The sequence below is a fragment of the Rhizobium sp. PAMB 3174 genome, from assembly GCF_052908375.1.
Window position 1 is genome coordinate 3,806,259 of the sequence record NZ_CM128608.1, and the last position, 26,198, is coordinate 3,832,456.

Genomic DNA, 26,198 nt, shown 5'->3' on the forward strand with positions numbered 1-26,198 from the left:
CTTGCAAAAAACGGCCCCGTTCGGGGCCGCTTTTATTTTGGCTTGGGTTTTCAACCCTTCGTGAAGACGTAGTCGGTTTCCTGGCGCAGCACCTCACCTGGACGCAGCACGGGGCTGGGAAAGCTCTCGTGGTTGATGGCGTCCGGCCAGACCTGGGTCTCCATGCACAATCCCGAAAACGCGCCGTAGGTACGGCCTTCAAGGCCCGGGACCGGTGTGGCGAGCTTGACGGCGGCGTAGAACTGCACGCCGGGTTCGGTGGTGCGCACTTCCATGGCGACCCCCGAACTGCTGCTCTTGGCCAGCGCCACGGCGCGCTTGGCGCCACGCTCCGTCGACAGGCAGAAATTGTGGTCGTAGCCGACCTGCTTGCCGTCCTCGAGCATGCGGATCGGCCGCATCTGGCGGAAGTCGAACGGCGTCCCGCCAACCGGCCGAAGTTCTCCCGTCGGGATCAGGTTCGCATCGGTCGGCAGATAGTAATCGGCGGCGATCAGCATGTCGTGGTCGAGGATGTCGGCCTTGCCGTCCAGATTGAAATAGCTGTGCTGGCAGAGGTTGGCGAGCGTCGGCTGGTCCGTCGTCGCCTCGTATACGACCGACAGGACGCCGTCGCCGTGAACCGTGTAGGTTGCCGAAATCGAGCAGTTGCCGGCGTAACCGCAACGGCCGTCCGGATCGACGATCTCAAGGCGAACGCTGTCTTCCTTCAGATCGGCAATCACCCAGTTCTGCTTGCCGATGTTGTTGGCGCCGCCATGCAGGTGATTGACGCCCTTCTCGTTGAGATCCAGCTGATAGGCCTTGCCGTCGAGCGTGAACTTGCCGCCGGCGATGCGGTTGGCGCAGCGGCCCGGTGTGGCGCCGAAGTTGGAGGAATATTTCGGGTAGCTGCCGAAGTCTTCGAACCCAAGCACGAGTGGCGGCTGGTGGCCTTCGAGGCGAAGATCCTGGATGACGGATCCCCAGGTCATGACGTTGGCAGTCAGTCCGCCACCGCGGATCGTCACGCGATAGACCGGCTCGCCGGCATCCGTATGGCCGAAAATTTCACGCTCCAACGGTTTGACCGTCATCTCCCATTCCTCTTCGTCATTTCGGTTGATTGACTTTCGTGCCGCCTGCTGGAAGCAGGCAATTGCATACATGGAGCAGGGCAGACTTCAAGACAATTCCCGCGTAGCCTTTTCCAGTCCGCCAAGCGTCAGGGGAAACATCCGGCCTGCCATGAGGCCGTTCAGCAGGCCGATCGACGTGGTGTAGTGCCAATAGGATTCCTTGACGGGATTGAGCCATACCGATTTCCGGAAGTGGTCGGTAATCCGTCTCAGCCAGACCGCCCCCGCCTCGGCATTCCAATGTTCGACGGAACCGCCCGGATGGGTGATCTCGTAGGGCGCCATGGAGGCATCCCCGACGAAGATCGCCTTGTAGTCGGGTCCGTAGGTATTGAGGAGTTCCATCGTCGGGGTGCGCTCGCCGTAGCGGCGGTTGTTATCCTTCCAGACGTCCTCGTAGATGCAATTATGGAAGTAGAAATATTCCATGTGGCGAAATTCCGCCTTGGCCGCGGAAAACAGCTCTTCCACGGCACGGACATGATCGTCCATCGAGCCGCCGATATCGAAGAACATCAAAAGTTTGACGGCGTTGCGCCGCTCCGGCCGCGTCTGGACGTCGAGATAGCCATGTTCTGCGGTGGCGCGGATGGTGCCGTTGAGGTCCAGCTCGTCAGGCGCTCCCTGCCGCACCCATTGCCGCAACCGTTTCAGCGCGACCTTGATGTTGCGCGTGCCGAGCTCGACCGTGTCGTCGAGATTGGCGAAGTCGCGGCGGTCCCAGACCTTGACCGCCCGGCGGTGGCGCGAGGTTTCCTGGCCGATGCGCACGCCTTCCGGATTGTAGCCATAGGCACCGAAGGGCGAGGTGCCAGCGGTGCCGATCCACTTGTTGCCGCCCTGGTGGCGCTCCTTCTGCTCGGCGAGCCGCTCCTTTAGCGTTTCCATCAGCTTTTCGAAGCCACCGAGGCTCTCGACGAGCTTCTTTTCTTCCTCCGTCAGATGCTTTTCCGCGAGCCGTCGAAGCCACTCTTCGGGTATGGCGGCGTCCGTCGGACCCGCTTCCGAACCTGAAACGGCCTCGACTCCGCGGAAATATTCGGCGAAGGTCCGGTCGAAGCGGTCGATGAAGCGCTCGTCCTTCACCAGCGCTGTGCGGGCGAGGTAGTAGAAGGCCTCTACATCATAGTCGACCAGTCCGTCCTCCATGCCTGCCAGCAGCGTCAGAAACTCCTTCAGCGTCACGGGGACACCGGCTTGCTTCAGGCTCAGGAAGAACGGGATGAACATGCAGGCGACTATAGGCCGGCGCGGTCAGCCTGTCAGCCGCTGATCCATCCGGTCGAGGCCGATCTCGGCGAGATCGTAGGGTGTCGTCTGGTAGACCTGGTTGATCCAGTTGCCGAACAGCAGGAAGGCGTGGCTGCGCCAGCGGTTGAGCGGCTGCTTGGTCGGATCATCATCCGGGAAGTAGTTGTGCGGCGGCTTGATCGGCGTGCCGGCCTCGACATCGCGGAAATACTCTTCCGCCAGCGTCGTCGAGTCATATTCGACGTGGTTGAAGATGTAGAGCCGGTTGCACTTTTCCTCGGAAATGAGGCAGACGCCGGTGTCGTTCGATTCCATCAGCAGCTCCAGGCCCGAGCCTGCGCGCAGGTCTTCCTTGCGCACCTCTGTCCAGCGCGAGACGGAAATCTGGAAGTCGTCGGAGAAGCCGGAGAGATAGGGCGATGCCGGCTTGAGGTTCTTGTGGCGGTACACGCCAAAGGCCTTTGCCGGCAGATTGTATTTCGGCACCTTGTGGAAGTGCCAGATCGCCGCCATCGCTCCCCAGCAGATGAAGAAGCTCGAATGGACGTTGGTCTCGGTCCAGTCGAGGATCTGCTTCAACTCATCCCAATAGGTGACGTCCTCGAAGGGCAGCGTCTCGATCGGTGCGCCGGTGATGATGAAGCCGTCGAACTTGCGGTCCTTCACCTCGTCCCAGGTGTTGTAGAAGGAGATCAGATGGTCCTCGGGCGTGTTCTTCGCCTTGTGGCCGCCGATGCGCACCAGCGTCAGCTCGACCTGCAGCGGCGAGGCGCCGACGAGGCGGGCGATCTGCGTCTCCGTCTTGATCTTGTTCGGCATGAGGTTCAGGAGGCCGATCTGCAGTGGCCGGATGTCCTGCCGGAGCGCCGTCTTCTCATCCATGACCTTAACGCCTTCACGCACGAGAATGTCGCGGGCGGGGAGTTCGTCTGGAATTCTGATCGGCATCGTAGTCATCCTTCATGCGGTCGGGCGATAGCCCAAAGACAAAAAAACCGGCGGCGAAATCGCAACCGGTCCTTGGAACATTCGTTTGTCCGCGGCCCTTTTTAGCGACTTCTTTAACGTGGCTGCAAGCCGGCCGGCCAAATCACCACGGAACGCCTATGAAATAGCGCCAAGTTGAATGAGAATCAAGAAAAAGCGCACTCAGGGGAATGTGGGCATGCGCCATGCCCCTCCCCAACCCCTCCCCACAAGGGGGAGGGGCTTTGCCGACGAATCTGCCTCTGCTGCCATAAGCATCCTGATGATCAGGTTAGGGGGTGGGTGAAGAGTGTCGCGGGAGATAGCCCCTCCCCCTTGTGGGGAGGGGTTGGGGAGGGGACTTTGTGTTGGTGAGCGAAAGCTTCAGCCGTCTCGCCTTGCCATGAAAGCCAGGCGTTCGAAAAGATGGACGTCCTGCTCGTTCTTCAACAGTGCGCCGTGCAGTTTCGGCAGGGCGTTCTTCGCATCGCCGCGCAGGCTCATCGGATCGACGTCGTCGGCGACGAGGAGGCGGATCCAGTCGAGCGCCTCGGAGGTCGACGGGCGCTTCTTCAGGCCCGGCGTCTCGCGGATCTCGTAGAACTGCGTGAGGGCGGCGCGAACCAGCGACTGCTTGATGCCGGGGTAGTGAACCTCGACGATGCGCTCCAGCGTCTCCGCGTCGGGGAAGCGGATATAGTGGAAGAAGCAGCGGCGCAGGAAGGCGTCCGGCAGTTCCTTCTCGTTGTTGGAGGTGATGATGACGATCGGCCGGTTGGCGGCAGAGACCGTCTCGCCGGTTTCGTAGACGTGGAACTCCATGCGATCGAGTTCCTGCAGAAGATCGTTCGGGAATTCGATGTCGGCCTTGTCGATCTCGTCGATCAGCAGCACGACCTTGCGGTCCGCCTCGAAGGCCTGCCAGAGCTTGCCCTTGCGGATGTAGTTCTTCACGTCATGGACGCGTTCGTCGCCGAGCTGGCTGTCGCGCAGGCGGGAGACCGCGTCGTATTCGTAGAGGCCCTGCTGTGCCTTGGTGGTCGACTTGATGTTCCATTCGAGGAGGTCGAGGCCGAGCGCGCTCGCCACCTGGCGGGCAAGCTCCGTCTTGCCGGTGCCGGGCTCGCCCTTGACCAGCAGCGGCCGCTCCAGCCGGATCGCGGCATTGACCGCTGTCATCAGGTCCTTGCCGGCGACGTATTCTTCCGTTCCTTCAAAACGCATCGTTCGTTCGTTCCCGCTGTTCAACAGCCTTAGACCTATTGCCTGAGACGGACGCGGGCAACAGAAAACCCGGCGGAATTGACTTCCGCCGGGTTCTGCAGAGCGAAAGCGGAGACCGGCCTGCCTAAGGAGAACACCGCTACTCCAAAACCGGTCCCCGCCTTTCAGGCGGCACGCCCTACGCTCTGATCTCCTGACGCTGGAAGGAGACATAGGCGATCGTGTAAACCACGACCATGGCTGCGATCAGGCCGGAAAGCTGCGGCCAGATCAGAAGTGCGCTTTGATCGAAGGGCAGCGGCATGCCCATGATCGCCCCCTGCAACTGGCTCATGAAGACGAGGCCGAGCGAGCGGGTAGCGGGGTTGAGGATCGCCATCGTCGCCTCACCGAAGAGCGTGTTCGGCGAGATGCGCGACAGCGCCTGACCGATTTCCGCCTGGTGAACGATGGTGACCGGGTTGAAGGGATCGGCCGGCGCAATGGCGCTGGCGATCAGCGGCGCGATCATGCTCCAGAAGATCGTGAAGATCAGCCACAGCGTCAGGCCTGCCAGCGCCGAGGTCGCCGGCGAGCGGAAGAGCGTGGAGAACAGGAGCGAGATCGCCAGCCAGACACCGGCATAGGCGAGCGAGATCAGCAGGAACGTCAGGCCCCTGAGGATTTCCTCGCCGGAAGGTGGCAGGCCGAGCATGATAATGCCCATGCCGGTGACCAGCAGCCAGAGGGTGATCAGGCAGATGCCGATCACCATCAGCCCGCCGAGGAATTTTCCGGCAAGCAGCGCGTCGCGATAGATCGGTTGCGACAGGATGCGGCTCATCGTGCGGCGGTTATACTCGCCGTTGATCGCGTCGAAGCCGAGCGAGATGCCGACCAGCGGCAGGAGGAAGCCGAGGAAGGCGATGAACGACGGCAACGGGTCCTGCGCGGTGGTGAAGATGCGCAGGAACAGGAAGGGATCCTCCCCGACCGTGTTCTTGATCTGGCCGATGGCGCCGTAGATGGAGCCGATCGCCGTCAGGATGACCAGCAGCATGACGAGGTGCATGCGCGGGCTGCCCATGTGATCGGCCGCCTCCTTCATGGCAACGGTTGCGAGACCCTTGAAAGGTGATCCTTCACGCTGCTTCATCGCGGTCACCCTCCTCGAAATAGCGGACATAGACCTCGTCAAGGCTCGAGCGGTCCATGGACATGCCCTTCAGCCTGCCGCCCGATTGCACGATCTTTTCGGCCAGTTCGTCGCGTACGTCGCGGGCCGCGTCGATGCGGTAGCGGCCGGTGCCGATGGTGGTTACGTTGCTCACTCCGTCGATGGCGCCGCCAACGGCCGCGACATCGCAGTTCTCGGCATCGATCTCGATGACATAGGCGCCACCGAGCACCTGGCTTGCCAGATCGCTGACCTTGCCGATCAGGCCGACCTTGCCTTTCCTGAACAGCGCGACCCGCGAGCAGATCGACTGCACCATGGACAGAAGGTGCGAGGAGAGCACGATGGTCATGCCTTCGCCGGCAAGCTTGACGATCAGGTCGAGCAGTTCCTGCGTCGACTGCGGGTCGAGGCCCGAGGTCGGCTCGTCGAGGATCGCCACCTCGCAGGCCTTCACCAGGAGATCGGCAATGCCGAGCCTCTGGCGCATGCCGCGCGAGAAGGTGGCGACGCGGCGGTCGATGACATGGCCGAGACGCACGCGATCCATCGCCGCGACGATCCGCCTTGCCGCCTCATCGCCGGGAATGCCGGCGAGCCGCGCGGTGTAGGCGAGGTTCTCCCGGGCCGTCATCGAGTCGTAGAAGCCGACGGCATCTGGCAGGTAGCCCACCCGCCGCTTGACGGCGAGTGGATCGCGGTAGGGGTCGTGTCCGAGGACACGCACCTCGCCGCCGGAGGGTTCTGTAAGGCCGAGCAGGAGCAGGATGGTCGTCGTCTTGCCCGCTCCGTTCGGTCCGAGCAGGCCGAAGACCTCGCCCCGCTCGACTGTCAGATCAAGGCCATCCACCGCAATGTGGTGACCATAGGCTTTCCGGAGGCCTTTCGCCTCTATGACCGGCGTGCTCATCTGCGGCCATACCGGGCAACCGCGAAAGCAAGAACGATCACGGCGGAGCCGATGACGCCGAGGCCGGCGAGGCCCCACATGGTGGAGGTGGTGACGGTGACGCGGAAGTCGGAGCTATCCGACACGCCGTCGCCGCGGGCCGACACGGTGACCATGTAGTCGCCGGCGATCGCCTTGTCGGAGGGCGTCATGTGGACGGCGAACTTCTGGTCGCTGCCGGGAGCGAGTTCCGGAATGGACTTCGGATCAACCTCCATCTTCCAGCCCTGCGGCGCGCTGGCATTCAACGCAACGTTGGCGGCCGGTGCGGAACCGGAGTTGGAGACGGTGAAGTCGAAGGTTTCTTCCTTGCCGGCTTCGGCGCGGCCGGAGAGGCGGCCTTCGGGGGCGGCGAGCGCCACCTTCGGCTGGCCGGTGATGTCGAGCAACAGCTTGGTTGCGGCCTTCACCTTGTCGTTGGAAGCGCCGGCGGCGACGGGATACTGGCCGGCGGAAATGTCACGCGGCGGGGTGACCGAGAGTTTCACGGTCTTGGTCTCGCCGGGCTTGAAGGGCAGGCTGGTCAGCTCCTGGCTGCCATATTGTTCCTTGAAGGTGGTCTGGAAGCCGGCCGGCGCGTCAGCGAGCAGGTTGAAGGTCTGGTCTTCGGCGCTGTCGTTCTTGATCGTCAGGTCGAAATCGAAATTGGACCGCGGCGTGCCGCGGAGTGCCGGAAGCTTCGGTTCGATCGTCACCTTGTCGGGGTCGGCGGCGGCGAGCGTCATGGTGATCGGCAGCTTCAGCGACTGGCCGTCGGCGGTCTGGCCGATGACGGTGAAGTCGTAGGTGCCGGCCTTGACGTCCTTCGGCGCGCTGACCTTCAACTGCAGGCTGCGGTTCTCGTCCGGGGTGACCATGGCGGCCTTGACCGGCTTGCCCCCGCCGTCAAGCTCCCATTTCCAACCGTCCGGCAGGCCGTTGACGCTGAATTCGACGCGGGCGGGCGGTTCGTTGGAATTGGCAAGACTGAGGGAAAGGGTCGCATCCTCCCCGATGCGTTCGGTAATGGCCGGATAATCGGTGGTGAGCCAGAGGCCCGAGGGTTTCATGTCGGCCTGCTGGGCCATGGCAGGAATTGAGCACAGCAAGGCGGCACCGGTAACCATGGTCACCGATGAAAGGCGGCGTAAGCGATTCATCGCATCACTCCCGAATCTGATTTCTTAGAGGCTTGTTTTCGACTTCGTTGTGGTGGCGTGCCCGCTCCCCGGCCGGTCGGACCGTGGCGCGAACAAGGAAACGCTTTGCCCGAAATGTGACCAAAGTCGGGCAGGAAAATTACAAGCTCGTAATGTCAGAAAAGCCTTAAGCAGCGGCCGGCGTGCCGAAAACAAGCACCAGAACGGCAAGCGCTATACCCGCGATAAACACAATTCTCTGCGGCAATATATCGCGCTTCTTTACTTCCAATGTTGCCAAAAGTGCCTGAACGCACTGGATTCCGTAGTAGAGAACGAATGCCTTGGAAGCATAGGAGATGATCTCGAAGATGTCGGCCGACCAGGTGACCGCGATGGCCACCAGCGCGGTCGCGAGATAGCCGCCCCTGACCGGAATGCGTCCGCGTGTCGCACCGTTGACGAGCCCGGCGGCGCCGTTCAAATCAGCCATGGCGGCGGAAAGTTGCGATGCGAGGGCCGTCAGGATGACGAGCGGGGCGGCCGCGCTGCCCAGCGAGGCGACCATGTCGATGATCTGAGTCTCGCCGCCGACGGCCGGCAGGTCCGTCGGAAAGAACGGCGTGACCAGCAGGATGAAGGCGAGATAGATCGCCGTTGCGATCCCCTGCGCGTAGATCATCGTGCGAATGCGCGTCCGGCGGTCATAGGTGTTTCCGAGATAGCGGGAGGTTTCGAAGCCCTGGACGAGAATGATCAGTCCGAGCAGGACGCTCAGCCTTTCCCCGCCGGTGTCGTGGTTGATTTCCGCCAGATGAAACGTGCCGCCGTTGAACGCGAGGAAGGCGGCATAGGCGAGAGCGGTGATGAGGCCGGCGATCAGCGCCAGCTTGATGGCGACGGCGGCGACCTCGACATGCTCCAGCGCCCGCAAGCCGCGCAGCGTGCCGATCAATCCAAGTGCGCCGATGACGACGGTCGCGATGATCCTGCCTGTCCATTGATCGACGATGCCGTCGGCCTTCAGCGCGAAGGAGGCGAAGAGATTGATGTAGTAGCAGACCGAGATGAAATAGGCGAAGGCAAGCGCCAGATCGGAGGCGCGTTCGAGAAACAGGATCGGCCCCGTCTCACCGGCCTCGATCATCTCTTCCACATGCGCGATGTTGAATCGGATCGCGGCCCCGAACATGTAGGCGGCAACGCAGAGGAACAGCATGGCCGCCCAGGCCCAGTTGCCGGCGACATGGGCAAGGACGGGACCGGCCACGAGGAAACCGGAGCCGATGATCGAGGCAAGCGGTGTCACCGTCGCCCGCCATGTCGGCGAAGCGAGCAGCGTCGGCCGGAAGAGGATGATCGCCGCGATTGCGGCGGTGAGGATCATGATGATGTTGGTCGACATGATCCGATGCTTAACCCCTCAAGCGGGCGATGGATAGCCTTGGACTTTGAACGGAGCCGACCTAGCCGCGCAGATGCATGAGCTTGAAATGGGGCGCCGTCAGCGGCTCCAGAAGGTGGGCATGGCCGCCGTCCTTCAGCAGCCGAAGCGCTTCCAGCTGCGATTGCCGGCGCTCGTTGAGGTCTGCTACGGCGGTAACGACGAGGGTACTTTCGGTGTAAGGGCGAGGCAGGCCGTTTTCGACGGCGCCGGCGATGACGAGGGCGCGGTACCAGTCGAAGGGAAGAAGGTCCGCATCGCGGGTATCATCTTCGGCGATGTAGGTGCAGGCTGTCCGCACGTCTGAGGCGCCTGCCTGCTCGACCGGCACTTCGTCCAGTCGGTCATAGCCGCGCCGATATCCTTCGAATTCGTCCAGCAGCACGATATCATCGGCCAGAAGCCGGTAAAGCACGCCGTGGACCCGGTCCGCCGGTTCCGCCGGAACGATCGTCGCCTTGCCCGATCCATCCCGGCCACGCTTGGAATAATCCAGCGCATAGCCGGCTATCGAACCGATGCCGACGACCCGGGCGCTCGGGCAGCGCGCGGAAAGCCGCGCCGGCAGCATGTTCGACCCGTAGGCGAAGTAGAGGCGGAAACTCGTGCTCAGCCTTCCATCTCCTCACGCAGCATTTCCAGCTCCAGCCACTCTTCCTCCATGGCGGTGATCTTCGCGCGAAGGGCCTCGAGTTCGGCGGCAAGCTTGTTGAAGCCGGCGGGGTCCTTGGTAAAGAGGTTCGGGTCCGCCATCTTCTCCTCGATCTTCGCCGCCTTGGCTTCGGCCTCTTCCATCTGTTTCGGCAGGTTTTCGAGCGCGAACTTCTGCTTGTAGGACAGCTTGCCCTTGTTCTTGTCGGCGGCCGGCTTCGCCTGCTGATCGCTCTTCGGTTTCTCGGCTGCCTTTTCCGCCTTCTTGCGTTCCTGCTCGGCGCCCCTGCGCTGGGCGAGCATGTCGGAATAGCCGCCGGCATATTCGATCCAGCGTCCGTCTGGCGCCTCGATATTGGCGGGAACGATGGTCGAGGTCACGGTGCGGTCGAGGAAATCACGATCGTGGCTGACAAGGATGACGGTTCCCGCGAAACCGGAAACGATCTCCTGCAAAAGGTCGAGCGTCTCGATGTCGAGATCGTTGGTCGGTTCGTCGAGGATCAGGAGATTGGACGGCCGTGCCAGAATGCGGGCGAGCATCAGCCGTGCCCGTTCGCCGCCCGACAGATTGCGGATCGGCGTCCTCGCCTGTTCCGGCTGGAACAGGAAGTCCTTCATGTAGCCGGTCACATGCTTCTGCTCGCCGTTGACGAGCAGGTTCTCGCCGCGACCATCGGTCAGGTAGTGAGCGAGCGTGTCCTCGAGGTTCAGGTCCTCGCGCTTCTGGTCGAGCGTGGCGATTTCCAGATTGGTGCCGAGCTTGATTGTGCCGCTGTCGGGCGCCAGTTGTCCGGTCAGCATCTTCAGCAACGTCGTCTTGCCGGCGCCGTTGGGGCCAACTAGGCCGATGCGGTCGCCGCGATGGACGCGGGTCGAAAACGGCTGAACGATCGTCCTGTCGCCGAAGCTCTTGGTGATCTTTTCCGCCTCGACGACGAGCTTGCCGGATTCACGCGCTTCCACCGCCGTTGCCTGCACCGTGCCCTGCGGGCCGCGATGCGAACGATGCTCGGCGCGCATGGCGTGCAGTTCGCCGAGCCTGCGGACGTTGCGCTTGCGTCGTGCGGTCACGCCGTAACGCAGCCAGTGTTCCTCGCGTTCGATGGCGCGGCCGAGCTTGTGCTGCTCGAGTTCTTCCTCTTCCAGCACCTTGTCGCGCCATTCCTCGAAGAAGGCGAAGCCCCGGTCGAGACGGCGCGAAGTGCCGCGATCGAGCCAGACGGTGGCGTTGGAGACCTTTTCGAGGAAGCGGCGGTCGTGCGAGATGACGACGAGCGCGCTGCGGCTCCCGTTCAGTTCGCCTTCCAGCCATTCGATGGTGGTGAGGTCCAGATGGTTGGTCGGCTCGTCCAGGAGCAGGATATCCGGCTCCGGCGCCATGACGCGGGCGAGCGCCGCGCGACGGGCTTCGCCGCCCGACAGCGTCGAAGGATGTTCCTCGCCGGTCAATCCGAGATGCGACAGCAGGTAGGTGACGCGGTAGGGATCATCGCCGGGGCCGAGGCCGGCCTCTGCATAGGCCTGCACGGTGGCGAAGTCGCCGAAATCGGGTGACTGCTCCAGATACCGGATGGTGGCGGACGGGTGACGGAAGACTTCGCCCGACTGTGCTTCGGCAAGGCCGGCGGCGATCTTCAGGAGCGTCGACTTGCCCGAACCGTTGCGGCCGACAAGGCAGATGCGATCGCCGGGCTCGACCTGCAGGCCGGCGCCATCGAGAAGCGGCGCGCCGCCGAAGCTCAAGTGAATGTCGTCGAGTTTGAGAATGGGGGGCGCCAAAGGTCAGGCTCCTGTCATGTCATAGGGGCGGGCGAGGAAAATGCCCCGGCCCGATTTGAGCGACAGGCGCACGGGGCCTTCCGCCACATTGGAAATCGTCCGCGTCGATCCGAACGGCAAGGCAAAGGCCTGCAGCGGATAGCGGACATTGGCAAGTGTCAGGCCGGACAGTGCCGTCAGTCCGAGCACGGAGAAGAGGCTGCCGCGCGGCAGATCGATTTCCCGGTCGCCCGGAAGCAGCGGATAGGCCTCCTCGATTCCCGACGTCAGCAGCACGTCGAGGCCGCTCTCGGCCAGGTGACTGGCGTGCAGCAGATGCATCAGCGCATGATCCGAGCGCTCGCCGCCCAGCGCGCCGGCAAGAACGAGTGCGGTCGCGCCGCGTTCGAGCGCCACCTGCACCGCGAGTTCGCCGTCGGTCGCCGCTTTCGCTGGCGGAAAATCACGGCGCTCCACGTCCGGCCAGTTCTTCTTCAGGCTCTCGGTGGAGGAATCGAAATCGCCGACCCAGAGCTCCGGCGTGATGCCGAGCGCACGGGCGTGTCGCATGCCGCCGTCGGCGGCAATGTAGCGCGCGCCGGCAGAGGCCGCCTCAAGCCGCGGGGTTACGGCAAGGTCGCCGCCGAGAAGAATGGTGAAGAGCGTCATGGGACAAGCGCAATAGCGCAAAATCGCCGGCAATGGAAAGGGAAACCGGCGGCGGCAATCGTCGAATTTCCTTGTCATAAAGCCGCCGGCACAGTAAATCTCGCGGCAGATCTAACGGGGTGCACCTTCCACGATGCTGGAATGGCGCTGAGAGGCCTGAGGCCAACCCGCAGAACCTGATCCGGCTAACACCGGCGGAGGGATTAGACGCATCTCATCAGCGCGCTATCCCAACATGTAAAACATAAGGAGGCGCCTGATGCGCAGACTGACGATTTCGCTCACCATGGCCGTTGCGGCCCTGTCATTCGTTCTGCCGGCATCTGCCGCGGACAAGGTGCTGACCGTCTACACCTACGAAAGCTTTATTGCCGACTGGGGCCCGGGTCCCAAGGTCAAGGAAGCCTTCGAGAAGACCTGCGCCTGCACAGTCAAATTCGTTGGTGTCGAGGACGGCGTTGCGCTGCTGACGCGGCTGAAGCTGGAGGGCGAAGGCACCAAGGCCGACGTCGTGCTCGGGCTCGACACGAACCTCATCGCCGAAGCGAAGTCGACCGGGCTTTTCGTGCCGGCGGAGGTGGACACGTCCAAGGTTTCGGTTCCGGGCGGTTTCTCCGACGACGTCTTCGTCCCCTATGACTACGGTCATTTTGCCGTCGTCTACGATACCAAGTCGATGGCCGAACCGCCGAAAAGCATGAAGGACCTGGTCGAGGGAGATCCGTCGCAGAAGATCGTCATCGAGGATCCGCGCACGTCGACGCCGGGCCTCGGCCTGCTTCTCTGGGTGAAGTCGATCTACGGCGACAAGGCGCCGGAGGCATGGGGCAAGCTCAAGGACCGCGTGCTGACGGTGACGCCGGGCTGGTCGGAAGCCTATAGCCTGTTTACCAAGGGCGAGGCGCCGATGGTGCTGTCCTACACCACGTCTCCGGCCTATCACATGATCGCCGAGAACGAGAACCGCTACCAGGCGGCAAGCTTCTCCGAAGGCCATTACATCCAGATCGAGGTTGCGGGTGTGACCAAGACGGCGGCCGACAAGGATCTCGCCCGGCAGTTCCTGACCTTCATGGTGAGCCCGACCTTCCAGGACATCATTCCGGAAACCAACTGGATGATGCCGGCAGCCCCGACTTCCGCGCCGCTTCCGGCCGCCTTCGACACGCTTGTCCATCCGGACAAAACCTTCCTGATGGACCCCGACACTGTCGAGAAGAACCGCAAGGCCTGGATCGACGAATGGCTGGCGGCGATGGCGGTCAACTGACGTTTCGATGCAGATTGCCGGCCGGGACAGACGAGGTGCGATCATCGGCGGGGCCATGGGCCTCGCCTGCCTCTCACTGTTCGTCGGCGTGGCGATCGGATCGCTCTTGAGCTACGGCGGATCGGGCCTGTCGATCTCGCCGCTTGGCGATCCCTATATCCGGCGCGTACTGATCTTCACGTTGTGGCAAGCTGGCCTCTCCACTGCGCTTTCCATCCTGTTCGCCATTCCCGTGGCACGCGCGCTCGCACGTCAAAGACAGTTTCCGGGCCGTGTCTGGGTGCTGCGGCTGATGGCCGTGCCGATGGGCCTGCCGGTGCTGATCGGCGCTCTGGGCCTGCTCGGTCTCTGGGGTCGGCAGGGCATGCTGAACAAGGCTCTCCTCGGTCTTGGCCTCGACAGTCCCGTAAACATCTACGGATTGTCAGGCATCCTGCTCGCCCATGTCTTCTTCAACATGCCGCTCGCCGTCCGCTATCTGGTGGCCGGTCTCGATCGCGTGCCGAACGAATACTGGCTCCTGTCGGCGCAGCTCGGCATGCGCTCCGGGAGCATTTTCCGCTTCGTCGAGTGGCCGGTCATGCGCCGGCACCTGCCCGGTGTCGCGGGGCTGATCTTCATGCTCTGCGCCACCTCCTTCACGCTGGTGCTGGTACTTGGTGGCGGTCCGGCGTTGACGACGGTTGAGGTGGCAATCTATCAGGCGCTGCGTTTCGATTTCGATCCCGGCCGCGCCGTCTCATTGGCCGTCATCCAGATCGTCATTACTGCTATTCTCCTGTCGCTGATGGCGTTCCTGCCGGTGCCGGAGGACCACGGAACGACGACCGGTCGAACTGCACGCCGGCCGGATGCCCGGCCGCCTGCTGCGAAGGCTGTCGACGGTGCGATCATTGCCGTCGCGACCGCTTTCGTACTGTCGCCGCTGGCCATGGTTGCGGCGGCCGGCATGCGTGCCGATCTCGCCAGGCTTGTGAGCGAACCCGTCTTCTGGCAGGCAACGGTGACCAGCCTGACGATCGCCTTCTTCTCCGGCTTGTTTGCGGTGCTTATCGGGATTGCGCTCGTGCGTGCGCAGCTGGAGACCGACGGCGGCGGAACGCTTGTCGCCAGAGCCTTCTCAACGGCGATCGGGTCTTCCTCGTCACTCGTCCTGCTGGTGCCGCCGGTCGTTCTTGGTACCGGCTGGTTTCTCGTCCTGCGGTCGGTGGGCGTCACCACGTCGGCGGCACCCTATCTCGTCCTCTTGATCAACACGGTGATGGCCTTGCCGTTCGTGGTGCGCATCCTCCATCCGGCGGTCGAGGTCCACCGCCAGCGGACGGCACGGCTCAGCGCCAGCCTCGGCATGTCCGGCCTGTCGAAACTGCGGCTGGTCGACTGGCCTCTGCTGCGCAAGGCGCTTCTGATGGCGCTGTCCTTCGCAATGGCGTTGTCGCTTGGCGACCTCGGCGCGGTGGCGCTGTTCGGCTCGGACGGCTTCATGACGCTGCCATGGCTGCTGTTCAGCCGGCTTGGCAGCTATCGCACCGCGGATGCCGATGGGCTGGCGCTGCTGCTCGGCGTCGTCTGCCTGGCATTGACGGTTGCTGGTACGGTCGGCCAGGGTGCGGAAAAGGAGAGCCGGGATGGATAGGGCTGAAGTCAACGATATCCGCCTCGCGGATGTGCGGCTCACCCTGGGGAACCGCGACTTTCTGTTCGACGGCGAGTTTCCCGCCGGCCGGATCACCGCGGTCACCGGTGCCTCCGGCGCCGGCAAGTCGACGCTCTTCAATCTGATTTCCGGCTTCGAGACGCCGCAGTCGGGCCAGATCTGGCTGGGTGGTCGCGACGTGACAGAACTGGCACCGGCCGAGCGCCCGGTCTCGTTGATCTTCCAGGACAACAACCTGTTCGCCCATCTCGACCTTTTTACCAATGTCGGCCTCGGCATCAGCCCGTCAATGCGGCTGACGCAGGGTGACCGCGAACGGGTCGGCGACGCGCTTGCGCGGGTCGGATTGTCCGGTTTCCAGAAAAGATTGCCCGGTTCGCTTTCGGGCGGGGAACGCCAGCGCGTCGCGTTTGCCCGGGCGCTCGTGCGCGACAGGCCTTACCTGCTCCTCGACGAACCCTTTGCCGCGCTCGACCCGGACCTGCGCCGCACCATGGCGGATCTTCTCAGGGATCTGCAGGCGGAAACCGGAAAGACCGTGCTGATGATCAGCCATGATCGAGCCGAACTGGAACAGATCGCACACGCAATCGTTCCTATTGTTGAAGGTCGACTGGGTCGCCTGAAACCCGTCGTACCGGTATAATTGCGGCTGAAACCTGCATCGCCACAATTTGGACGCCACCCGATGGCAAGCCGATCAGGTCCCTGACGCTTGCAGCTTTGCAACGGTTGAGCGGAATGATTGCGATCCTCTAGGCAAATCGCCGGGAAATCGGATAGAGGGTGGGCGATCGGACCTGTGAAGGCTGACGGGTTTTGAGAGATTCGCCAATGCGTTGTCGCGCGGCGTGAACAGGGAGACTGCGGAACTGCTTACGAGGGAACGTCAGCCGAGGTTCAAGGCCTTCGCTGCTCGGGCGATGGAACCTGCGTTTGTTGAAATCAAGCGTGCGGGCCGTCTGTCCGTGCTCGTGGTGACGCTTGCCCTTTCGGGCTGCCAGTCGCTTCTCGATCAGACCTACGAAGCCAATGTCGCGCCCTCCTCCAATCCGCAGATCGTCGAGGAAGTCCAGAAGGACGACCCGCGTGCGCAGATGGGCGCACGGGAGCATCCGCGCATCGTCGCGAGCTACGGCGGCGAATACAAGGACGAGAAAACGGAACGGCTTGTCGCCCGGATCGCCGGATCGCTGACCGCCGTCTCCGAAAATCCGCAGCAGTCCTACCGCATCACCATTCTCGATTCGCCCGCGATCAATGCCTTCGCTCTGCCGGGCGGCTATCTCTATGTCACCCGCGGCCTGCTGGCGCTTGCCGACGACGCGTCGGAAGTGGCGGCCGTGCTGGCGCATGAAATGGCGCATGTGACGGCCAATCACGGCATCGAGCGGCAGAAGCGCGAAGAGGCGGAGGTGATCGCCAGCCAGGTTGTCGCCGAAGTGCTCTCCAGCGATCTTGCCGGCAAGCAGGCGCTTGCCCGCGGCAAGCTGCGCCTTGCCGCCTTCTCGCGAAACCAGGAGCTGCAGGCCGACCTCATCGGCGTGCGCACGCTCGGCGAAGCCGGCTATGACCCCTATGCCGCCGCCCGGTTCCTCAATGCGATGGAGGCCTATGCCCGCTTCCAGTCGAGCGATCCGGACTCCGATCCGAGCCTCGACTTCCTTTCGAGCCATCCAAGCGCGCCGCAGCGCATCGAACTTGCCCGCCGCCATGCCCGCGCCTTCGGGCCCGAGGGCAGCGTCGGCGATGTCGGGCAGGGCTATTATCTCGACGGCATCGACGGCCTGCTTTTCGGCGACAGCCCGCAGGAAGGCTATGTCCGCGGCCAGACCTTCATGCACGGCAAGCTTGGCATCCGCTTCACGGTGCCGGAAGGCTTCCATATCGACAACAAGGTCGAGGCGGTGCTGGCGACCGGCCCCGGCGATGTGGCAATCCGCTTCGATGGCGTGACAGACAACCGCCGCCAGAGCCTGTCGAACTACATTTCCAGCGGATGGGTGGCCGGTCTCGACCCGGCCAGCATCACGACGCTGAAGATCAACGGCCTGGAGGCGGCAAACGCCAAGGCATCGGCCGACAAATGGGACTTCGACGTTACCGTCATTCGCGACGGCAAGCAGATCTACCGCATCCTCACCGCCGTGCCGAAGGGCGATCCGCGCTTGCCGCAGGTCGCCGAAACGGTGCGCTCTAGCTTCCGTCGGATGACGCCGGCGGAAATCGAAAGCCTGAAACCGTTGCGCATCCGCGTCGTGACCGTCGCGCAGGGCGATACGATCGGCAGTCTCTCGGGCCGGATGATGGGCACCGAGCGCAAGCTCGAGCTCTTCAAGCTCATCAACGGCTTCCCGTCCGGCAAGGTCCTGTCGCCGGGCGAGCGCGTCAAGATCGTCTCGGAATAGTTCCTTGCCTCGCGCGGCATGGCGCCGCGAACCGCAGGTGCGGGTTTTCATCCGTGCCGCAATGCGCTAGACCGCGCTCCGCGGCCCGGCATTGCAGGGCCTTTGAAGCGAATGAGGAAGCGGGCATGCGTTATTTCATCACCGGTACGGCCGGGTTCATCGGCTTTCACCTCGCACGGCGTCTCCTGGAAGACGGACACGAGGTGTTCGGCATCGACGGGATGACCCGGTACTACAACCTCAAGCTCAAGGAAGCGCGCAACGCGGCGCTGGCGCAGTTTCCGTCCTTTGCCGGGCGGATCGGCATGCTGGAGGACAACGGCTTCCTGCGCGAGGCGGTGATGGATGCCAAGCCGGATGTGATGATCCACCTCGCGGCCCAGGCCGGCGTGCGCTACAGCCTCGAAAATCCCAAGGCCTATCTGGATTCCAACCTTGTCGGCACCTGGAACATCCTGGAGCTGGCGAAGGAGCTGCAGATCGGCCATCTGATGCTGGCGTCCACCTCATCCGTCTACGGCGCCAATCCGGAGGTTCCCTTCCGTGAAAGCGACAAGACGGACGAGCCCCTGACCTTCTACGCCGCCACCAAGAAGGCGACAGAGCTGATGGCGCACAGCTATGCCCATCTCCACAAGTTCCCGATCACGGCCTTCCGCTTCTTCACCGTTTACGGTCCCTGGGGCCGGCCGGACATGGCGCTTTTCAAGTTCGCCAAGGCGATGCTCGACGGCCAGCCGATCGAGATCTACGGCGAAGGCAAGATGAGCCGCGATTTCACCTATATCGACGATCTGGTCGAGGCGATCGCGCGGCTCTCCGCCATTGCGCCGGCCGAGGCGAACCGCGTCACCAAGCCGGGTGTGACCGATACGCTGTCGCACCAGGCGCCATTCCGTGTCGTTAATCTCGGTGGCGGCCAGCCGGTCGGGCTGATGGAATTCGTGGAAACGATCGAGAAGGCGATGGGACAGCCGGCGATCCGCAAGATGCTGCCGATGCAGAAGGGCGACGTGCCGCGCACCTTCGCCGCTCCGGATCTCCTGCAGGCGCTGACGGGCTATACGCCGTCGACCACGGTCGAAGAGGGCGTGAAGGCCTTCGTTGAATGGTATCTCGACCAGGGCCGGGCGCTCGAATAGCCCGCCGCAAAGGGCCACTGAAACCGGAAACGCCGCGACCATCCTCTGGCCGCGGCGTTTTCTTTTGCTTCAATCGCGATTGAAGATCTTGCGGTCGAGGCTCAGCGAGCCGCCGCCGGCGAAGACGAGGTACAGGAAGACGAAGCAGAAAAGGATCGCCGCGTCGCCGCCGTTAAGGACGGGGAAGAAGCTCTTCGGGAAGTGGGCCATGAAATAGGCGACGGCCATCATGCCGGACAGAATGAAGGCGGAGACGCGAGTGTAAAGGCCGAGAATGATGGCCGCACCAAAAACGAATTCCAGAGTGCCCGCGAAGCCGAAGAAGGAGAAGAGCTCGACGGCACCGCGTTCGGATGCCGGGAAGTTGAAAAGCTTCTGCGTGCCGTGCTCCATGAAGGTGAGGCCGGTGACGATCCTCAGGATCGACAGGACAAGGGGAGACCTTGCGGTAAGTGCGGCGGCAAAATTCGAACTGCTCATGAAATCCTCATCAATGTGCTTGTGGCGTGAATGGACGAAACCATGTCCTGCAGCGGTCGATAGCAGATAATATGAGCAGGAATATCCTGTTTTTGGTCGCCTCACGGCAATGTGAAATTCCGCGAGTTCATTTGGGGAACCCCCTCCAGCCTATGCATGCCATGCATCATCCAACGACAAATCAGCGTTGTTGCTTCGCCGGTCCAATGGCTATGTACATCATCAATCGAGCCGCTAAGCTGATGACCGCAATTTTCTGAAGGAGAACTCCGATGGCAGCCAATTCCGCTCACTCCCACAAAGGCGGGGCATTCGCCTGGGAGGATCCCTTTCTCCTCGACGACCAGCTGTCCGACGAAGAGCGGATGATCCGTGATGCCGCCGCCGGGTTTGCAACCGACCGGCTGCTGCCGCGGGTCGAGGACGCCTATCTCAACGAGACGACCGATCCGGAGATCTTTCGCGAAATGGGCAAGGCCGGCCTGCTTGGCGTCACGGTGCCGGAGGAATACGGTGGGGCAGGCGCCTCCTATGTTTCCTACGGCCTCGTGGCGCGCGAAGTGGAGCGTGTCGATTCCGGCTATCGTTCGATGATGAGCGTCCAGTCTTCGCTGGTGATGTTTCCGATCTATGCCTACGGCTCGGAAGAGCAGCGCAAGAAGTATCTGCCGAAGCTTGCGTCCGGTGAATTCATCGGCTGCTTCGGCCTGACCGAGCCCGACGCCGGCTCCGATCCGGGCGGCATGAAGACGCGTGCGATCAAGACCGATGACGGCTACCGCCTGATCGGCTCGAAGATGTGGATCTCGAACGCACCGATCGCCGACGTCTTCGTCGTCTGGGCGAAATCGGAAGCGCATGGCGGCAAGATCCGCGGCTTCGTGCTGGAGAAGGGCATGAAGGGTCTTTCGGCGCCGAAGATCGGTGGCAAGCTGTCGCTGCGCGCCTCGATCACCGGCGAGATCGTGCTCGACAATGTCGAGGTCGGCGAGGATGCGCTTCTGCCGAACATCGAGGGGCTCGGCGGTCCGTTCGGCTGCCTCAACCGCGCCCGCTACGGCATTTCCTGGGGTGTCATGGGTGCCGCCGAGGACTGCTGGCTGCGCGCCCGCCAGTACGGCCTCGACCGCCACCAGTTCGGCAAGCCGCTTGCCGGCACGCAGCTCTTCCAGAAGAAGCTCGCCGACATGCAGACGGAAATCGCGCTCGGCCTGCAGGGATCGCTGCGCGTCGGCCGTCTGATGGACGACGGCCGTTTCGCGCCGGAAATGATCTCGATCGTCAAGCGCAACAATTGCGGCAAGGCGCTCGACATCGCCCGCCAGGCCCGCGACATGCACGGCGGCAACGGCATCCAGATCGAATACCACGTCATGCGTCACGCGCAGAACCTGGAAACGGTCAACACCTATGAGGGCACGCACGACGTTCATGCGCTGATCCTCGGCCGTGCCCAGACCGGCATCCAGGCGTTCTTCTGATGACGGCTTCGCGCGCAGCGCCGCTTGCAGGCCTCAAGGTCGTCGAGCTGGCCCGCATCCTTGCCGGTCCCTGGACCGGCCAGACGCTCGCCGACCTCGGCGCCGAGGTGATCAAGGTGGAGAGCCCCGGCGGCGACGACACCCGCACCTGGGGGCCGCCCTTCATCGAACGGCCTGACGGCAAGGGCGGCACCGAAAAGGTGGCCGCCTATTTCCACGCCGCCAATCGCGGCAAGTCCTCCGTCGTCTGCGATTTCGCCAATCCGGAGGATCTCGCCCGGGTCAAGGCGCTGATCGCAGAGGCCGACGTGCTGATCGAGAACTTCAAGGTCGGCGGATTGAAGAAGTTCGGGCTCGATTACGAGAGCGTTTCGAAGCTCAATCCGCGGCTCGTCTACGCCTCCGTCACGGGTTTCGGCCAGGACGGGCCGCGCGCCGCGACCGCCGGCTACGACTTCCTCATCCAGGGCATGTGCGGGATCATGGACCTGACCGGCGAGCCGCAGGGCGAGCCGCAGAAGGTCGGTGTCGCCTGGATCGATATCTTCACCGGGCTTTACGGCGTGATCGGCATTCAGGCGGCGCTTGCGGAGCGTCAACGCTCCGGCTTCGGCCAGCATGTCGACCTGTCGCTGCTCGATGTCGGTGTTGCCGTTCTTGCCAACCAGGCGATGAATTTCCTCGCCGGCGGCAAGGTGCCGCACCGCATGGGTAATGCGCATCCCAACATCGTGCCATACCAGGTGTTTCCGGCCTCGGACGGACACCTGATCATCGCCTGCGGCAATGACCGGCAGTTTGCCGCGCTGTGCAGGATGCTGGGGCTCGACGGTCTTGCCGCCGACCCAGCCTATGCGACCAATCCGGCGCGCGTGGAAAACCGGGTGGCGCTTGCCGCCATGATCTCGGAAAAGACGTCAGCTCGCACCAAAGATGAACTGATCGCCGCGCTCGAGGCTGCCGGCGTTCCCGGCGGCCCGATCAACACGGTCGCCGAAGCGATCGGCGACAAGCAGATCGCCGCCCGCGGCCTGAAGATCGAGCCCGAAGGCCTGCCGGGTCTTAGAACCCCCATCCAGCTGTCACGCAGCCCCATGGCGCTCGACAAGGCCGCCCCGGCACTCGGTGCAGGCGAATGGGGATTTGCTTCGGACGAGGACAAGCGTTGAGAAATTGAATTGGAGCGCGGCCGGATGACGGCCGCGCAAAATCTCTCCATCTGCATGCGACGTCTGGAGAAGGCGTGCCAAAATGACGAAACGTGCGCGTCAGCGCACTCGTCTGTCATTCTCGATTTTCGGAGAAACTGGAGCGGGCGAAGGGATTCGAACCCTCGACCCCAACCTTGGCAAGGTTGTGCTCTACCCCTGAGCTACACCCGCTCATCGTTCGCAGCCGGGGTAAGTGGTTGGCTGCGAGGTGTGTCGCTTGCGGCGACGGGCGCTATATGGCTCAACCAATTTCCAAATGCAACAGGTAAAAGACAAATCGGCGAAGAAATTTTTGGCGGTCCGCGAAAGCCGTTGAACGGCAGGGGTTCTGGGGTTTGCCGCAAAGTGCGATTGCCAAATACCGACGGGGCTCGTATCAGAGGACGATGAGCCGGATGACCGGCGCGAACCAATGCAGACGAACAAGCGCATGCCGAAAACAGCCGACGACCTCTTCCGTTTCCTCGACGATCTGGGGATCAAGCATTCGACCAAGACGCACGAGCCGGTGTTCACGGTCTCCGAGTCCGTCTCCCTGCGCGACGAGATCCCCGGCGGCCACACCAAGAACCTTTTCGTCAAGGACAAGAAGGATCAGTATTTCCTTTTGACCGTCGAGGAGAATGCGGTGGTCGACCTGAAGGCCGTGCACAAGGTGATCGGGGCTTCGAGCCGCGTGTCCTTCGGCAAACCGGAGAAGCTGATGGAATATCTCGGCGTGCTGCCGGGCTCCGTCACGGCGTTCGGTGCGATCAACGATGGCGGCAAGAATGTCACCTTCATTCTCGACGAAGAGTTGATGGAGCATGATATCATCAATTGCCATCCGCTTTCGAACGATGCGACGACGTCGATCGGACGCGATGACCTCATGGCCTTCATGCGGGCGACGGGACATGAGCCGCTCGTCTTGAAAGTGACCGGCGAGCTCAACATCTAAAGGCCAAGTTTAAAGCGGCCCTCGGCGGGCCGGCACGGGAGATTCCAATGAGCGGCTTCGACAATCCCTACGGTGGATACGGCAACGGCGTGATGCGTGGATCGGTCAACAGCGGCGCGGCGCCGACGGGCGGCCATGTCAAGGACACGACGACGGCCGGCTTCATGAAGGATGTCATCGAGGAATCGCGCAACCAGCCGGTTCTGGTGGACTTCTGGGCGCCCTGGTGCGGCCCCTGCAAGCAGCTCGCGCCGGTGATCGAAAAGGTGGTCGCCGAGGCTGGCGGCCGGGTCAAGCTCGTCAAGCTCAACATAGACGATCATCCGGCCATTCCAGGACAGCTAGGCGTGCAGTCGATCCCGGCCGTCATCGCCTTTGTCGACGGCCGGCCGGTCGACGGGTTCATGGGCGCGGTGCCGGAAAGCCAGGTCCGCCAGTTCATCGAGAAAATTTCCGGACCGGAAGGCGCCGATCAGGCTGCCGAGATCGCCGGCGTGCTGGAAGAAGCCGACCAGCTTCTGGCGGATGGCGACTTCAACTCGGCCGGCCAGCTTTACGGCGCCGTGATGCAGGCCGATCCGGAGAACCCCAAGGCGATCGCCGGCATTGCCCGCTGCATGATTGCGGCCGGCCAGCAGGAGCGCGCCAGGGAGTTGCTCGACCAGATCGGCGACGAGCTGATGGCGGATGCGGATATCCAGTCGGTGATCAAGAAGCTCGAGCAGTTCGAAGAGGCTCGCAAGCTTGGCAATCCGGCGGAACTCGAGCACAAGCTGGCGCTCGACCCGGACGATCACGAGTCGCGCATGAAGCTAGCAAAGATCCTGAATGTGCAGGGCAACCGCGACGAGGCGGCCGATCATCTGCTGTTGATCATGCGCAAGGACCGCACTTTCGGCGACGATGCGGCACGCCGCCAGCTCCTGGAATTCTTCGATGCCTGGGGCTTCAAGGATCCGGCCACCATTGCCGCACGGCGCAAGCTCTCGACGCTTCTCTTCTCCTGAGGAGGGAAGCTCCGGCGTTGATCTGACGACCCTTGTTTTTTCTGCTGCAGGGGCCATCTTTGCAGATACGCGTTGTGACGAAAACAGCGTTTGGACGACAAGAGGAACAGCACAGGACGTCATGCAATGCATGCGGGCAACGCACGGTATATAAAGCGCGAAGATCTACCCGAGACGGTTCCGGTCTTCCCCCTTTCCGGCGCATTGCTGTTGCCGATGGGACAGATGCCGCTCAACATCTTCGAGCCACGCTATCTGTCGATGTTCGACGACGCGCTCGCCGGCTCCCGGCTGATCGGCATGGTACAGCCAGCGCTCTGCGGCGAAGAGATCAAGGACAAGTACAGCGACAAGCCGGACCTCTGCTCGGTCGGCTGCATCGGTCGTATCACCTCGTTTGCCGAGACAGGCGACGGGCGCTACATCGTCTCGCTGACCGGCATCTGCCGTTTCCGGGTGATGGACGAAATCCAGGGTGGCCGACCGTATCGCCGGGTCCACTGCATGCCGTTCGTCACAGATCTTTCAATGTCGGACGAAGAGGACAAGCTGGTCGACCGCAAGGGGCTGCTGGCGGCCTTCCGCGCCTATCTCGACGCCAACAAGCTCGACGCTGACTGGGACAGTATCGCGCATGCGAGCAATCGCAGCCTCGTCAATTCCCTGTCGATGATGTCGCCATTCGGGCCGGCGGAGAAGCAGGCGCTACTCGAGGCGCCGGACCTGAAGACGCGGGCCGAGACGTTGATCGCCATCACCGAAATCCTGCTTGCCCGCAGCTGCGGCGGCAGCGATCCCCTGCTGCAGTAGGGTGGACATGGCCGACAAGCTCTCAAACGTCGATCCGAAACTGCTGGAGCTTCTGGTCTGTCCCCTGACCAAGGGACGGCTGACGTTCGACCGCAAGGCCAACGAGCTCATTTCCGAAAAGGCAAGGCTCGCCTATCCCGTCCGTGACGGGATTCCGATCATGCTGGTATCTGAAGCCCGGACGATCGAGGACTGAGCGCCGTCAGATCGGCTCGCCGACCAGCAGGCGGGGATTTCCTTTTTCATTGACGCCGGCCGCCTGGCCGATCAGGTAGCTCTTGACCATCGGCATCCGCTCCACAAGGCCGAGGCCGAAGTCGCGGGCGATGCGCACCGGCGCAATGTCATTGGAGAACAGGCGGTTGAGGACGTCGGTCGTCACGCCCATGCGGAACGTGTCGAAGCGGCGCCAGGTCTGGTAGCGCTCGAGCACGTTCACTGACCCGATATCCAGGCCAAGCCTCGACGCTTCCACAATCGTCTCCGCCAACGCTGCGACATCCTTGAAGCCGAGGTTGAGGCCCTGGCCGGAAATCGGGTGGATGCCGTGGGCGGCGTCGCCGGCAAGCGCCAGCCGCGGCGCAATGAAGCAGCGCGCCAGGGTCAGGCCGAGCGGAAAGGCCTTCTTGTCGCCAACGACCTTCAGCGCGCCGAGCTTGTGGCCGAAGCGGCGCTCCAGTTCTTCCTCGAAAATGAAATCGTCGGAGGCCACCAGCCGATTGGCGTCTTCCGTCCGCTCTGTCCAGACCAGCGAGGAGCGGTTGTTCTTCAAAGGCAGGATGGCAAACGGGCCGGCGGGCAGGAAATGTTCCTCGGCGCAGCCGTTATGCGGACGCTCGTGCTCGACGGTCGTGACGATGCCGGACTGGCCGTAATCCCAGCGCACGATCTTGATGCCGGCCATGTCGCGGAGCTTCGAGCGCGCGCCGTCGCAGGCGACCAGGAGCCGGCTTTTCAGCTCCTGCCCGTCGCTCAGCTGAACGGTGACGTCGGCGTCGCCGTTCTGGAAGGAGGCGACGGTGGTGCCGTAGATCACCGGGATGTCCAGCCTGTCGCAGGCTTTCAGCAGCGCGCCGACCATGACCTTGTTGGGGATCATGTGGGCGAAGGGCCGGCCTTTCTCCACGTCGCCGTCAAAGGTCAGGAACACCGGGCGCACGGGATCGCCGGTCTTCGAATCAGTGACGATCATCTTCTCGATCGGCTGCGCTTCCGGCTCGATATCTCCCCACACGCCGAACACTTCCAGCATGTGCGAAGCCGCGGCGATGATGGCGGAGGCGCGCTCTTCCTTCTGCCATACGCCGGGCGGCGCCGCCTCGATCACCTTGATCGCGAGGTTGGGAGCCGCCTGCTTGATTGCCACAGCCACGGAAAGCCCTACATAGCCACCACCTGCGATCACGATATCCAGCATCGGTCTGCTCCTCTTGAGAATGTGTTGCGCTCTTATATAGATGAAACCCAACAAAGTTCCTATTGCAT

Annotated in this window: 24 protein-coding genes, 1 tRNA gene and 2 riboswitches; of the genes, 11 read left to right on the forward strand and 14 right to left on the reverse strand. The window is 62.9% G+C overall.

The annotated features are described in order from the left end of the window. Nucleotides 1-50 precede the first annotated feature (50 nt). From ACU5AY_RS18190 to ACU5AY_RS18240, 11 genes are all read right to left on the reverse strand, one after another. On the reverse strand, nucleotides 51-1,076 hold the full coding sequence (locus ACU5AY_RS18190) for an aldose epimerase family protein (RefSeq protein ID WP_446827249.1): 1,026 nt from the start codon (nucleotides 1,074-1,076) through the stop codon (nucleotides 51-53). An 87-nt stretch (nucleotides 1,077-1,163) separates the two neighbouring features. Beyond that, nucleotides 1,164-2,348: a vWA domain-containing protein gene (locus ACU5AY_RS18195; RefSeq protein WP_446827250.1), complete on the reverse strand. Its 1,185-nt coding sequence runs from the start codon at nucleotides 2,346-2,348 to the stop codon at nucleotides 1,164-1,166. 24 nt (nucleotides 2,349-2,372) lie between these two features. Continuing rightward, nucleotides 2,373-3,317, reverse strand: a complete 945-nt coding sequence (gene metA / locus ACU5AY_RS18200) for a homoserine O-acetyltransferase MetA (protein WP_446827251.1) — start codon at nucleotides 3,315-3,317, stop codon at nucleotides 2,373-2,375. A gap of 79 nt (nucleotides 3,318-3,396) precedes the next feature. Next, a riboswitch (SAM riboswitch) is annotated at nucleotides 3,397-3,476 on the reverse strand. Nucleotides 3,477-3,719: 243 nt separating this feature from the next. Continuing rightward, a complete protein-coding gene (locus ACU5AY_RS18205; RefSeq protein ID WP_446827252.1) occupies nucleotides 3,720-4,559 on the reverse strand; it encodes an AAA family ATPase in 840 nt (279 codons plus the stop codon). Nucleotides 4,560-4,737: 178 nt separating this feature from the next. Next, entirely contained in the window at nucleotides 4,738-5,694 is a 957-nt protein-coding gene (locus ACU5AY_RS18210; RefSeq protein ID WP_446822465.1) for an ABC transporter permease, read from the reverse strand. Then, a complete protein-coding gene (locus tag ACU5AY_RS18215; protein ID WP_446827253.1) occupies nucleotides 5,681-6,625 on the reverse strand; it encodes an ABC transporter ATP-binding protein in 945 nt (314 codons plus the stop codon). Before ACU5AY_RS18215 ends, ACU5AY_RS18210 begins: the two co-directional genes overlap by 14 nt. Next, nucleotides 6,622-7,803 carry a COG1470 family protein gene (locus tag ACU5AY_RS18220; RefSeq protein ID WP_446827254.1) on the reverse strand — a complete coding sequence of 394 codons (1,182 nt, stop codon included), beginning with the start codon at nucleotides 7,801-7,803 and terminating at the stop codon, nucleotides 6,622-6,624. The genes ACU5AY_RS18215 and ACU5AY_RS18220 overlap by 4 nt, the downstream gene beginning before the upstream one ends. 166 nt (nucleotides 7,804-7,969) lie before the next feature. Further along, entirely contained in the window at nucleotides 7,970-9,187 is a 1,218-nt protein-coding gene (locus ACU5AY_RS18225; protein ID WP_446827255.1) for a hypothetical protein, read from the reverse strand. A gap of 61 nt (nucleotides 9,188-9,248) precedes the next feature. Then, nucleotides 9,249-9,797 carry a gamma-glutamylcyclotransferase family protein gene (locus tag ACU5AY_RS18230; RefSeq protein WP_446827256.1) on the reverse strand — a complete coding sequence of 183 codons (549 nt, stop codon included), beginning with the start codon at nucleotides 9,795-9,797 and terminating at the stop codon, nucleotides 9,249-9,251. Nucleotides 9,798-9,835: 38 nt separating this feature from the next. Beyond that, on the reverse strand, nucleotides 9,836-11,659 hold the full coding sequence (locus ACU5AY_RS18235) for an ABC-F family ATP-binding cassette domain-containing protein (RefSeq protein WP_446822469.1): 1,824 nt from the start codon (nucleotides 11,657-11,659) through the stop codon (nucleotides 9,836-9,838). 3 nt (nucleotides 11,660-11,662) lie between these two features. Continuing rightward, on the reverse strand, nucleotides 11,663-12,307 hold the full coding sequence (locus ACU5AY_RS18240) for a thiamine diphosphokinase (protein ID WP_446827257.1): 645 nt from the start codon (nucleotides 12,305-12,307) through the stop codon (nucleotides 11,663-11,665). A 105-nt stretch (nucleotides 12,308-12,412) separates the two neighbouring features. Further along, a riboswitch (TPP riboswitch) is annotated at nucleotides 12,413-12,527 on the forward strand. A 66-nt stretch (nucleotides 12,528-12,593) separates the two neighbouring features. Here ACU5AY_RS18240 and thiB point away from each other — a divergent pair. From thiB to ACU5AY_RS18265, 5 genes are all read left to right on the forward strand, one after another. Further along, a complete protein-coding gene (thiB, locus tag ACU5AY_RS18245) occupies nucleotides 12,594-13,577 on the forward strand; it encodes a thiamine ABC transporter substrate binding subunit (protein ID WP_446829057.1) in 984 nt (327 codons plus the stop codon). 7 nt (nucleotides 13,578-13,584) lie between these two features. Next, entirely contained in the window at nucleotides 13,585-15,213 is a 1,629-nt protein-coding gene (gene thiP, locus ACU5AY_RS18250; RefSeq protein ID WP_446827258.1) for a thiamine/thiamine pyrophosphate ABC transporter permease, read from the forward strand. Then, nucleotides 15,206-15,880: a thiamine ABC transporter ATP-binding protein gene (locus ACU5AY_RS18255; protein ID WP_446827259.1), complete on the forward strand. Its 675-nt coding sequence runs from the start codon at nucleotides 15,206-15,208 to the stop codon at nucleotides 15,878-15,880. The genes thiP and ACU5AY_RS18255 overlap by 8 nt, the downstream gene beginning before the upstream one ends. A gap of 277 nt (nucleotides 15,881-16,157) precedes the next feature. Beyond that, nucleotides 16,158-17,642, forward strand: a complete 1,485-nt coding sequence (locus tag ACU5AY_RS18260; protein WP_446827260.1) for a M48 family metalloprotease — start codon at nucleotides 16,158-16,160, stop codon at nucleotides 17,640-17,642. A 125-nt stretch (nucleotides 17,643-17,767) separates the two neighbouring features. Beyond that, nucleotides 17,768-18,784, forward strand: a complete 1,017-nt coding sequence (locus tag ACU5AY_RS18265; protein ID WP_446827261.1) for an NAD-dependent epimerase/dehydratase family protein — start codon at nucleotides 17,768-17,770, stop codon at nucleotides 18,782-18,784. A 69-nt stretch (nucleotides 18,785-18,853) separates the two neighbouring features. On the opposite strand, the gene ACU5AY_RS18270 is transcribed toward ACU5AY_RS18265, so the two are convergent. Further along, nucleotides 18,854-19,264, reverse strand: a complete 411-nt coding sequence (locus ACU5AY_RS18270; RefSeq protein WP_446827262.1) for a DoxX family protein — start codon at nucleotides 19,262-19,264, stop codon at nucleotides 18,854-18,856. A 272-nt stretch (nucleotides 19,265-19,536) separates the two neighbouring features. On the opposite strand from ACU5AY_RS18270, the gene ACU5AY_RS18275 reads away from it, so the two are divergent. Next, nucleotides 19,537-20,745, forward strand: coding sequence for an acyl-CoA dehydrogenase (locus ACU5AY_RS18275; RefSeq protein ID WP_446827263.1), 1,209 nt, complete (start codon nucleotides 19,537-19,539; stop codon nucleotides 20,743-20,745). After that, on the forward strand, nucleotides 20,745-21,914 hold the full coding sequence (locus ACU5AY_RS18280) for a CaiB/BaiF CoA transferase family protein (protein ID WP_446827264.1): 1,170 nt from the start codon (nucleotides 20,745-20,747) through the stop codon (nucleotides 21,912-21,914). The genes ACU5AY_RS18275 and ACU5AY_RS18280 overlap by 1 nt, the downstream gene beginning before the upstream one ends. Before the next feature lie 138 nt (nucleotides 21,915-22,052). On the opposite strand, the gene ACU5AY_RS18285 is transcribed toward ACU5AY_RS18280, so the two are convergent. Then, nucleotides 22,053-22,127: transfer RNA gene (locus tag ACU5AY_RS18285), tRNA-Gly, on the reverse strand. 259 nt (nucleotides 22,128-22,386) lie between these two features. Here ACU5AY_RS18285 and ACU5AY_RS18290 point away from each other — a divergent pair. From ACU5AY_RS18290 to ACU5AY_RS18305, 4 genes are all read left to right on the forward strand, one after another. Continuing rightward, complete coding sequence (locus tag ACU5AY_RS18290) at nucleotides 22,387-22,896, forward strand: prolyl-tRNA synthetase associated domain-containing protein (protein ID WP_446822478.1); 510 nt, start codon at nucleotides 22,387-22,389, stop codon at nucleotides 22,894-22,896. A gap of 92 nt (nucleotides 22,897-22,988) precedes the next feature. Beyond that, nucleotides 22,989-23,903, forward strand: coding sequence for a thioredoxin (gene trxA, locus ACU5AY_RS18295; protein ID WP_446829058.1), 915 nt, complete (start codon nucleotides 22,989-22,991; stop codon nucleotides 23,901-23,903). 126 nt (nucleotides 23,904-24,029) lie between these two features. Further along, entirely contained in the window at nucleotides 24,030-24,713 is a 684-nt protein-coding gene (locus ACU5AY_RS18300; protein ID WP_446822479.1) for an LON peptidase substrate-binding domain-containing protein, read from the forward strand. A 7-nt stretch (nucleotides 24,714-24,720) separates the two neighbouring features. Further along, on the forward strand, nucleotides 24,721-24,909 hold the full coding sequence (locus tag ACU5AY_RS18305) for a Trm112 family protein (RefSeq protein WP_446822480.1): 189 nt from the start codon (nucleotides 24,721-24,723) through the stop codon (nucleotides 24,907-24,909). A 6-nt stretch (nucleotides 24,910-24,915) separates the two neighbouring features. On the opposite strand, the gene ACU5AY_RS18310 is transcribed toward ACU5AY_RS18305, so the two are convergent. Then, entirely contained in the window at nucleotides 24,916-26,130 is a 1,215-nt protein-coding gene (locus tag ACU5AY_RS18310) for a ubiquinone biosynthesis hydroxylase (RefSeq protein ID WP_446827265.1), read from the reverse strand. Nucleotides 26,131-26,198: the final 68 nt, after the last annotated feature.